Here is a 10,585-nt window from a genome sequence, read left to right as displayed (position 1 = left end):
GAGGGTGGTGGCATGAGGTGGTCGGGGATCGGGGTGGCCGCTGCGGTGGCTGCCGCGGTGGCCGGCGCGGCGCTGGCGGTGTTCACGCTGGTGGGTGGCGTGCAGCCACCGAAGATCCAGCCTGAGGTGTCGGTGAGCGTGCCTGCCTATCTGCCGCCCTCGCCCCAGCCGCCGCCGACCTCGGGACCACCGACGCCCCAGCCACCGCCGCCACGGACGAGTGTGGTGCCGCCGCCACCCCCGGATGACGACGACGATGACGATGACGACGATGGCTAGGCCCGGGTTGCCCGCGCGGGTACGGATCATGGGCTGGTTGCTCGCGTTCATGGCACTGGTGCTCGCCGTGGTGGTGGTCGTGGTGTGGCGGCTGCTGACCTCCGATGTGGAGAACCGGGTGAACCGGGGGCTGGAGCAGGAGACCAACGAGTTCGTCGAGTTCGCCAGGCTCGGGCGGGATCCGCGGCCCGGCCGGACGATCACCGACGGGAACCGGCTGCTCGAGGCGCATCTGCACAACAACCAGTACCCCGAGCCCAATGAGGTGCACCTCGGGGTGGTGGTCAAGGACGACGGGACCGTGCTGTCGACCCGGCGGGGCGAGACGCCGGTGGACCTGGCCGCGGACGACGCCCTGCTGCGCGGGATCGTGGACTCGCCGGAGAGTTTCGGGTCCGCGCCGACCGCCGCCGGTGAGCTGCGCTGGGCCAAGGTGAAACTGACCGCGGCCGGACCGCACCGGGCCGCGTTCATCACCGCGTTCTTCGTGGACGCCGTGCGGGCCGGGGCTGATCAGACCATCCGGTTGCTGCTGCTGGTCTCGGTGATCGGGTTCCTGCTGGCGGCCGGGGTGTCCTGGGTGGTGGCCGGGCGGATCCTGGCGCCGATCCGGACGGTGCGGCAGGCCGCGGCGGCGATCACCGAGCATGACCTGACCCGGCGGATCCCGGTGCACGGCAAGGACGACATCGCGGCGCTGGCCGAGCAGTTCAACGCCATGCTGGACCGGCTTGATCAGGCGTTCCGGACACAGCGGCAGTTCCTCGACGATGCCAGTCACGAGTTGCGGACACCGATCACGATCGTGTCCGGGCATCTGGAGCTGATGGGTGATGATCCGCGGGAGCGGGCCGAGGTGGTGCGGTTGTGCACCGATGAGCTGGACCGGATGAACCGGATCGTGCAGGACCTGTTGCTGCTGGCCAAGGCGGAGCGGCCGGACTTCCTGCGGCCGGCCCCGGTCTCGCTGCCCGAGCTGACCAGCGATATCGACGCCAAGGTGCGGGCGCTGGCGCCGCGGCGCTGGGTGCTGGAGTCGATGGCCGAGGACGAGGTGGTGCTGGACGCGCACCGGGTCACCCAGGCGGTGGTGCAGCTGGCGCAGAACGCGGTGCAGCACACCGCGGACGGTGACGAGATCCGGCTTGGGTCGGCGGTGCACGGGGAGAACGTGTCGTTCTGGGTCACCGATTCGGGGCCGGGTATCGCCGAGGCGGACCGGGCGGCGATTTTCGATCGGTTCGCGCGGGGTAGTTCTGGACGTGGTGACCGCAGTGGCGCCGGGCTGGGCCTGGCGATCGTGAAGGTGATCGCGGAGGCGCATCACGGGGTGGTGCGGGTGTTGTCCGAACCGGGGTCGGGGGCGACCTTCGGTGTCGAACTGCCGTTGGTGGCAGTGGATGGGGAGGCGTCGTGGGGCGGATCCTGATTGCCGAGGACGAGCAGCGGATCGCCTCGTTCGTGGAGAAGGGGTTGCGGGCCAACGGGTTCAGCACCAGCACGGTCGCCGACGGGAACACCGCGCTGGACTACGCGCTGACCGGGGACTTCGACCTGGTGGTGCTCGACCTCGGATTGCCCGGCCGGGACGGGTTCGCGGTGCTGCACGCGTTGCGGCAGGCGCGGGTGACCACGCCGGTGATCATCCTGACCGCGCGGGACTCGGTGCACGACACCGTGGCCGGGCTGGAGGGTGGCGCCGATGACTACATGACCAAGCCATTCCGGTTCGAGGAGTTGCTGGCCAGGGTGCGGTTGCGGTTGCGCGCCCCGGAGCGGGCGCCGGAGGTCACCGTGTTGCGTCAGGACGAGCTTTCACTGGACCTGCGCACCCGGCGGGCACAGATCCAGGGCCGGACGGTGGACCTCACCGCGCGGGAGTTCTCGCTGCTGGAGCTGTTCCTGCGGCATCCGGGGCAGGTGCTCACCCGCGAGCAGATCCTCTCCCACGTGTGGGGTTACGACTTCGATCCGGGCTCGAACGTGGTGGATGTGTACGTGCGCGCGCTGCGCCGCAAGCTCGGCGCGGAGTGCGTGCACACCGTGCGTGGCATGGGTTACCGGCTGGGCGACTAGCCGGTGCCGCGGGGGACGGGTTTCGTGTCCCCTGGTGCCTGGCTTCGGGCCGCCCTGGCGGGAACGATGGGGCGGTGGATCATGAACTTGGGCGGCGGCGGGTGTTGCAGCTCTTCGGGTTGAGTGCCGGTGCCGGGGTCGCGGCGATGCGGGCGGCCGATCCGGTGCTGGCGGCCACGCTGGCCTATGACGAGGCCAACGGGGTGTCGCCAGGGCAGTACCGGGCGCCCAGCGGGCTGGCCAAGGACTCGGCGGCCAAGGATGCCGCGCTCGCCTGGATCGACGGCAACGCGGAGTCGATCACCAGGCTCAGTGACGAGGTGTGGGGGTTCGCCGAACTGTCGTTGCGGGAGTGGCGGTCCGCGCAGGCCACCGCTGAGCTGTTGCGGCGCAACGGGTTCCGCATCGAGTGGGGCACCGGTGGGTTTCCGGCCGCGTTCACCGCCACCTACGGCGCCGGCAAGCCGGTGCTCGGGTTCAACGTGGAGTACGGCGCGCTGCCCGGCCTGTCCCAGCAGCGCGGCGCGGGCACGCACGATCCGCTGGTCTACAACCACGACGCCTACGGGCCGACCTACGGCGCCGGGCACGGGGACGCGCACAACGCCCTGGGCGCGGGCGCCACCGGGGCCGCCATCGCGGTGCGGCACGCCATGGAGCGGCACGGGCTGCCGGGCACGCTCAAGGTGTTCGGGTCCACCGGGGAGGAACAGCTGGTCGGCAAGCCGTTCGCGGTCAAGGCCGGGGCGTATGAGGGCCTGGACGCCTACCTGGACTGGCACCCCTTCGCCGCCACCCTGGCCACCTGGAACACCACCTCCGCGCTGGCCTCGGCCACCTTCACCTTCCTCGGCGCGGCCGGGCACGGCGGCTCACCGCTGGGCAACAAGAGCGGGCTGGACGGCGCGCTGCTCATGGCCACCATGACCGAGTACCTGCGGGAGAAGAACGTCGCGCCGTCCGGGCGGTTCCACTACGCGATCATCAACGGTGGTGGGGCGCCCAACGTCACCCCGGACATGTGCTCGATCTGGTTCTTCGTCCGCGAGGGCAGCCCGGCCCGGCTCACCGTGCTCTACGACAAGATCGTGGCCGCCGCGGAGGCCGCCGCCAAGGCCAGCCAGACCCGGCTGGTGCACCGCTTCCACGCCGCCACCTGGAACTCCCTCGGCAACAAGGCCGCAGCCGAGCTGGCCGACGAGAACATGCGCAAGATCGGCCCGCCGCAGTTCTCCGTGGAGGACCAGCGGCTCGCGCGGGCGTTGCAGAAATCGCTGGGCCGGCCCGAGGTCGGACTGCCGACCCAGCTGGTGCCGCTGACCCCGCCGCCCGCGGCGTTCCTTGGCGGACCCTCCACCGACGCCGCCGACGTCTCCTGGCGCACGCCCAAGGTCACCGTGCTCGCCGCGACCTTCCCGCCCGGCATCCCGCACCACAACTGGGCCGTGACCTCGGCCGCGGCCACCGGGATCGCGCACAAGGGACTGCTGTCCGCGGCGAAGTACCTGGCTGCCACGGCCGTGGACCTGTTGACCCAGCCCGAGGTGCTGGCGGCCATCCGCAAGGAGTTCGAGGAGCGCACCGCCGGGGCCAACTGGAAGAGCCTGATCCCCGACGGCACCCAGCCGCCGCTGTACGAGCCGCCCGCCGACTTCCTCCGGGCCACCGGCCAGCAGTGGCCGCCGTCCGGGGTCACCTGGCCGCCGCCGCCCGTGGTGTCCACCGAGCAACTCGGCAGCACCGGGCCGGAGCTGCGGCCCGGCATCTAGCTACTCCGGCTTGTTGCCGGTGGCGCTGCCCACGGTGAACGGGGTGCGCACGCCCTCGTAGCCCAGGTGCAGGGTCATCCCGTTGCTGGCGTGCAGCAGGTCGTGGCAGTGGTCCATCCAGATGCCGGGGTTGTCCGCCCTGAACGCGACCTCCCAGGTCTCGCCGGGGCGCACCAGCACGGTGTCCAGCCACAGCGGGCTGCCGGTGAACGGCGTCCCGTCGCGGCTGAGCGCGAGCACGTGGTGGCCGTGCAGGTGCATGGGGTGGTCGTTCATGCCCTTGTTGCGGAAGGTCATCCGGACCAGGTCGCCCTCGCGGACCATCAGCATCGGCGCGTCCGGGAACACCCGGCCGTCCACCGTCCACAGCAGGCCGAGGCGACCGGCGTGGAAGCCCATGCCCTGGTCGAGGTCGACGGTGAAGTGCTTGGTGTAGGCCGAATCCGGGCCGAACGGGGTGGTCTTGGGCTTGCCGTAGGCGTTCAGGTCCAGTTCCGGCGCGTGCCGTGGCTGTTCCACTGTGGACACTCCGTCCGGGCTGAGCACCAGTGCGCTGCGGGTGCCTGGACCGCCGATGCGCACCGGGTGCGCCGGCATGGTGAAGTCCAGGTCGGCGCGGCCGCCACCGCCGAGGGTGATGGAGCGATCGCGGATCTCGCCGGGTTCGTTGAGGTCCTGGCCGTCCACCGCGGCCACCCGGAACGGGGCGCCGGCGAAGGTGAGGCGTTCGGTGCCGGAGTTGGCGTTGACCACGCGCAGCCGCACCCGGCGGCCGGGCTCGGCCTTGCGCACGTCCAGGCGGTCGTTCCAGTTGTGCACCAGCAGGGTCTCGTCGATCTCGGCGACCGGCCCGGCCGCGGGTTCGATCACCAGTGCGCCGAACAGACCGCGGGTGACCTGCTCGTTGGCCACCTGGTGCGAGTGGTACCAGTAGGTGCCGGGTTTCTCCGCGCGGAAGCGGTAGGTGAACTCGCCGCCGGGCTGGACCGCGTCCTGGGTGACCCCGGCGACGCCGTCCATCGCGTTGGGCACGTCCACGCCGTGCCAGTGGATGGTGGTCGGGGTGGCTTCGAGCCGGTTGACCAGCTTCAGCTCGATGGTCTCGCCCTGCCGCACCCGCAGTGGCAGGCCGGGCAGGGTGCCGCCGAAGGTCCAGGCGTCGACGAGCTGCCCGGAGGCCAGCGGGATGCGGGTTTCGTCGGCGACCACGGTGAACTTCCGCACCGGTCCGGTATACGGCCCGCCGATGAGGTCCTTGACGCTGCGGGTGGGGCCGGTGCTCGCGCCGTGGTGGCCGTGCGCGTTCATGGACAGCCGGTCCGGGAAGGCGGACATGGTGCTGCCCACCGCACCACAGCCCGCCGCCGCGACCACCAGCACCAGCGGGGCGGCCAGCCGGGCCCACGGGGACCAGCGGATGGTGCCGACCTGTCCGGTCAGCCGCCGGTGCCGCTGGTTGACGTCGATCACCACCACCAGTGCGACCAGCGCGAACACCAGTCCGGCAAGCCAGAGCGTGATCGTCTCCTGCACCACCAGGTTCAGCACCACCAGCAGTCCCCCGCTGACCGCGGCCAGCCGGGCGGGCAGCACCACGGCGGGTGCGGTGACCGCGAGCCGCAGCTCCGGGGTGGGTTCGACCGCGCGGATCGCCCGGTTGAGCGCGGGCAGCGTGCTGCGGGCCGCCATGATCAGCGGCACGCCGAGCAGGACCAGGGTGCGCAGTGGGCGGATGCCGAAGGCCAGTCCGTGGCCGAGCAGCAGGGCCGCGGGCAGCAGTTTCAGCACCAGCAGCGCGAGCACGTAGTAGTAGCGGCGGCGGGCCGCGCGGGCTGCCCGGTGCCAGTTCCGCGCGTCCGGGAGCCTGCGCACGGCGCGGGCCCACAGCAGCAGCGGCGGCAACAGCAGCAGTGAGGTGGTCATCTCGAGCAGGAATCCCAAGGCGTACACGATGCTTGATGGTGGGCATCTGACCAGCGGAAATCGTCGGCCTGGGAGCGACACTGCGCCGTACGTCGAGGCGCTTACGGGGATTTCCCCGCTGTGCCCCTAGTGGTCACCCCGAGCCGCTGCCACGATCAAGACCCCTGCCCTTTCAGCGTTGAGAGGCCACCATGCGTCGCTGTGTGCTGCTTGTCTGCGTCCTGCTGGGCGCGCTGCTGACCCCGACGGCCCAGGCCGCGCCGCCGGGCAACAAGGACGTGCTCGTGCACCTGTTCTCCTGGAACTGGAACTCGGTGGCGCGGGAGTGCCGGGACTTCCTCGGCCCGCGCGGGTTCGGCGGGGTGCAGGTCTCCCCGCCGCAGGAACACGTGGTGGTCAACGGATTCCCGTGGTGGCAGGACTACCAGCCGGTGAGCTACGGGCTGAACACCCGGCGCGGCAACGAGTCCGAGTTCAGGGCCATGGTCGATTCCTGCCACGCGGCCGGGGTGAAGGTGTACGCGGACGCGGTGATCAACCACATGTCCGGGCAGGACGGCGGCGGCACCGGCAGCGGCGGCTCCCGGTTCGGGCACTACGACTACCCCGGCATCTACCAGCACCAGGACTTCAACCACTGCGGCCGCAACGGCAACGACGACATCCAGAACTACCGGGACGCCTACGAGGTGCAGTTCTGCGAACTGGTGAACCTGGCCGATCTGAAGACCGGCGCGGACTACGTGCGGGACCGGATCGCCGGCTACCTCAACAAGCTGCTGGCCCTTGGCGTGGACGGGTTCCGGATCGACGCGGCCAAGCACATGCCGCCCGCGGACATCGCCGCGATCAAGGCCCGGCTGTCCCGGCCCGCCTACCTGTACCAGGAGGTGATCCCCGGCGCGGGTGAGCCGGTGCGGCCGGAGCAGTACGCGGGCAACGGGGATCTGCTGGAGTTCCACTACGGCGAGGACCTGGCCCGGATCTTCAACCAGGAGAAGCTGTCCTACCTGCGCACCTTCGGCTCCACCCTGCCCAGTGGCAGTGCGGTGGTCTTCACCGACAACCACGACACCCAGCGCGGCTCCGGGGTGCTGACCTACCGGGACAACGCGCGGTACGCGCTGGCCAACGCGTTCATGCTGGCCTGGCCGTACGGCTCGCCGAAGCTGATGAGCAGTTACGAGTTCGGCAACAAGGACGAGGGGCCGCCCGCGGAGGCGTCCGGGCGCACCAGGGACAGCGTCTGCTTCACCGACCGCTGGCGGTGCGAGCACCGCTGGCAGGTGATCGCGAACCTGGTCGGCTTCCGCAACGCGGTGCGCGGCACCGGGGTGAACAACTGGTGGGACAACGGGAACGACGTGATCGCGTTCGGGCGTGGGGACCGGGGTTACCTGGTGCTCAACGACGAGGGTCCGGTGACCGGGCGCTCGTTCCAGACCGGGCTGCCCGCCGGCCGGTACTGCGATGTGGTGCACGGCAACTTCAGCGGCGGTGCGTGCAGCGGGCCGGTGTACACCGTGGACGGTGGCGGCTGGTTCCGCGCCGATGTGGCCGCGCAGGACGGGATCGCCTTGCACGTCAACGCGAAGCTGCCCTGATGATCCGCTCGATGCGGTCGACGTCACCGCGTTCGGCTGGCGGCAGCGGGGCGCCGAGCGCGGCCCTGGTCGCGGTGGCCCGGCCGAGCAGGGTCGCGGCCAGCGCCGGATCGGTGGCCGCGTACGCACCGGCCAGGCCCTCCTCGGTGAGCGCGATGGCCCGTGGGTCGCCGATTTTCTGGGCCAGTTCGTGGCTTTCGGTGTGCAGGGCCAGTGCGGACGCGGGGTCGCCGCGTTGTTCGGCGATGAAGCCGAGTTCGGTGAGGATCAGGGCCAGGCCGGGGCCGCCGTCCACCTCGCGGCACCAGTCGACCCAGCGCCGCAGATGCGCCTCGGCCTCGTCCAGGCGACCCTGACGGCGGGCCAGCAGACCGAGGCCGACCTCGGCGAACTGCTCCCCCGCGGTGTTGCCGTGCCGCACCGCCACTTCGAGTGCGCGCTGGTGCAGGTCGGCGGCTTCGGTCAGGTCTCCGGTGAGCAGCGCGATCCGGCCGAGTCCGGCGAGTTTGGCGGTGACCGCGGTCCACAGGCCCAGTTCCTCGGCCGAGCGCAGGCCCTCGCGGTGCAGCCGGGCGGCGGCCGGGTAGTCGCCGGTGATCTCGGCCAGCTGGGCGAGTTCGCCGGTGGCCTGCGCCTGGCCCCAGTGATCGTCGAGCTGGGCGAACAGTTCGACGCTGCGGGTGGCGTCCCGGTGCATCGCGGCCAGGTCCCCGTGCAGCAACGCCTGGGCGGCGCGGGTGCTGAGCGCGGCGGCCTCACCCCAGCGATCGCCGGTGGCCTCGAACTCGGCCAGGGCGGCGGAGTTGAGGCGTTCGCTGATCGCGGGTTCGCCCTTGCCGAGCAGGGCGTAGCCGAGCAGCCAGCCGGTTCGACTGTCCGAAGTGGACAGATCAGTGGGCGGCGCGCCCGCGAGGGACTGGAACCCGGTGCGCCAGGACTGGATCCGCCCGCGCCGCACCGGGTCACCGCCGGGCGCACTGAGCGCGAGGTCGAAGGCGCGGACGGCCTCGGTGAAGCGGCCGCGCAGGAACCAGTACCAGGCCAGCGCGTCGGTGAGCCGCAGTGCGAGGTCGGCCTGCGCACCGGCCAGGGCGCGGTGCAGGTTGGCGGTTTCCCGGTCCAGGCCGTCCAGCCAGCAGCGCTGGCCGGCGCCGTGCAGTTCGGCCTGTTCGGCCAGGGCCAGGTAGTAGCCCCGGTGCCGCTGCCGGACCGCGTCCAGTTCACCGGCTTCGGCGAGTTTCTCCAGGCAGTACGCGGCAACGGATTCGAGCAGCCGGTAGCGCGGCCCGCCGGTGACCAGCGAGCGGTCGACCAGCCGGGACAACAGGTCCAGGACCTCCTCCGGGCGCACGCCGTCGCCCGCGCACACCGCCTCGGCGGCGGCCAGCGTGCAGCCTTCGGCGTGCACGGCCAGGCGACTGAGCACCAGGCGTTCGGCCGCGGTGAGCAGCTCCCAGCTCCAGTCGATCATCGCGCGCAGGGTGCGCTGGCGGCTGGGTGCACCGCGGTGACCGGTGTTGAGCAGCCGGAACCGGTCGTCCAGCCGGGCGGCGAGTTCGTCGACGCCGAGCACCCGGACCCGGGTGGCGGCCAGTTCCACGGCCAGCGGCAGACCGTCCAGCCGGGCGCAGATCGCGGCGACCGTGCCGGCGTTGTCCGGGGTGAGCCGGAAACCGGGCGCGCGGGCGGCGAACAGCTCCACCGCGTGCTCGGTGGCCAGCGGCCGCACCAGGTGCTGGGTCTCCCCGGCCAGGCCGAGGGCTTCCCGGCTGGTGGCCAGGACGCGCAGGTCCGGGGCGGCGCGCAGCAGTCGCTGGGCGAGCGCGGCCGCGGGTTCGAGCACGTGCTCACAGTTGTCCAGCACCAGCAGCATCCGCCTGCCGCGCACCGCGTCCAGCAACCGATCCGCGCTGGGCACGTCCTCACGCACGCCGAGCGCCACGCTGACCGCCTCCTCGACGGCGGGTCCGTGCCCGGCCAGCTCGACCAGCCACACACCGTCCACAAAGGACTCTTGTGCAGCGGTGGCCAGGGCCAGGGTGGTCTTGCCGACCCCGCCAGGACCGGTCAGCGTGACCAGCCTTGCCGAGCGCAGCAACGCGCTGACCTCGGCGCGGTCGGTGTCCCGGCCGATCAGACCGGTGAGCGGGGCTGGCAGGTTGCCGCGGCGGGTGAGTCCGGGGTCCTGACGCAGGATCGCCTGGTGCACCGCGGCCAGCTCGGGGCCGGGGTCGGCGCCCAGGTCCTCGGCCAGGCGTTCGCGTAGCTCGGCGTAGCTGGTCAGTGCCTCGGCCTGGCGGCCGGCCAGGTAGAGGGCGCGCAGGTGCAGGGCGCGCAGTCGTTCGCGCAGCGGGTGTTCGCGCACCAGCGGGGTCAGCTCGGCCAGCACCGGCTCCCCCGCGCTCAGCCGGGCCTGGGCCAGGTCCTCGATCGCGGTCAGCCGGGCCTCGGCAAGCCGGTCGGCGTAACCGCGGGCGAACCCGGCGTCCGGGAAATCGGCCAGCACCGGACCACGCCACAACGCCAGCGCACCGGCCGGGTCACCGCGGTCGAGCAGGCTGGTGAACCGGTCCGCGTCCAGCGCACCCGGCTCGACCCGCAGCAGGTAGCCGGGTGGGCGGGACTCGACCAGTTCCGCGCCGATCGCCCGCCGCAGCTGCCAGACCTTGTGCTGCAACGCCGCCGCCGGATTCGCCGGGGGCCGCTCACCCCACAGGTCCTCGACCAGCCGGTCCGCCGAGACCACCCGCCCGGCGTGCACCAGCAGCACCGCCAGCAGCGCGCGGACCTTGGCCTCGGGCACCCGCACCGGCGTGCCTTCCGCCGTCCACACCGCCAGCGGACCCAGCACCCCGAAACGCACAGCTCACGGTAACCCGGGAGGTGATCGAGAGGAGACCGAGAGCGCGACTGGGCACGGTGGCGGCACATCGA

The 10,585-nt window shown here is 71.9% G+C and carries 7 protein-coding genes; 5 read left to right on the top strand and 2 right to left on the bottom strand.

The genetic code is table 11. The annotated features are described in order from the left end of the window. Nucleotides 1–12: 12 nt before the first annotated feature. From HNR67_RS05820 to HNR67_RS05805, 4 genes are all read left to right on the top strand, one after another. Nucleotides 13–279, top strand: a complete 267-nt coding sequence (locus HNR67_RS05820; RefSeq protein ID WP_185001079.1) for a hypothetical protein — start codon at nt 13–15, stop codon at nt 277–279. Beyond that, on the top strand, nt 272–1,708 hold the full coding sequence (locus HNR67_RS05815; RefSeq protein WP_246492466.1) for a sensor histidine kinase: 1,437 nt from the start codon (nt 272–274) through the stop codon (nt 1,706–1,708). The genes HNR67_RS05820 and HNR67_RS05815 overlap by 8 nt, the downstream gene beginning before the upstream one ends. Continuing rightward, nucleotides 1,693–2,355: a response regulator transcription factor gene (locus HNR67_RS05810; protein WP_185001077.1), complete on the top strand. Its 663-nt coding sequence runs from the start codon at nt 1,693–1,695 to the stop codon at nt 2,353–2,355. The genes HNR67_RS05815 and HNR67_RS05810 overlap by 16 nt, the downstream gene beginning before the upstream one ends. A gap of 74 nt (nt 2,356–2,429) precedes the next feature. After that, on the top strand, nt 2,430–4,124 hold the full coding sequence (locus HNR67_RS05805) for an amidohydrolase (protein ID WP_221489784.1): 1,695 nt from the start codon (nt 2,430–2,432) through the stop codon (nt 4,122–4,124). Here HNR67_RS05805 and HNR67_RS05800 read toward each other — a convergent pair whose 3' ends face one another. Then, a complete protein-coding gene (locus tag HNR67_RS05800) occupies nt 4,125–6,074 on the bottom strand; it encodes a multicopper oxidase family protein (protein ID WP_185001076.1) in 1,950 nt (649 codons plus the stop codon). 164 nt (nt 6,075–6,238) lie between these two features. Here HNR67_RS05800 and HNR67_RS05795 point away from each other — a divergent pair, with 164 nt between their 5' ends. Then, nucleotides 6,239–7,651, top strand: coding sequence for an alpha-amylase (locus tag HNR67_RS05795; protein ID WP_185001075.1), 1,413 nt, complete (start codon nt 6,239–6,241; stop codon nt 7,649–7,651). Here HNR67_RS05795 and HNR67_RS05790 read toward each other — a convergent pair. Next, on the bottom strand, nt 7,632–10,514 hold the full coding sequence (locus tag HNR67_RS05790) for a BTAD domain-containing putative transcriptional regulator (protein WP_185001074.1): 2,883 nt from the start codon (nt 10,512–10,514) through the stop codon (nt 7,632–7,634). The two genes, HNR67_RS05795 and HNR67_RS05790, sit on opposite strands and share 20 nt — an antisense overlap. Nucleotides 10,515–10,585: the final 71 nt, after the last annotated feature.

The organism is Crossiella cryophila (assembly GCF_014204915.1).
GTDB lineage: Bacteria > Actinomycetota > Actinomycetes > Mycobacteriales > Pseudonocardiaceae > Crossiella > Crossiella cryophila.
Note: the sequence above shows the minus strand (reverse complement) of the source record. Positions and strands in the feature narration are given on the sequence as shown.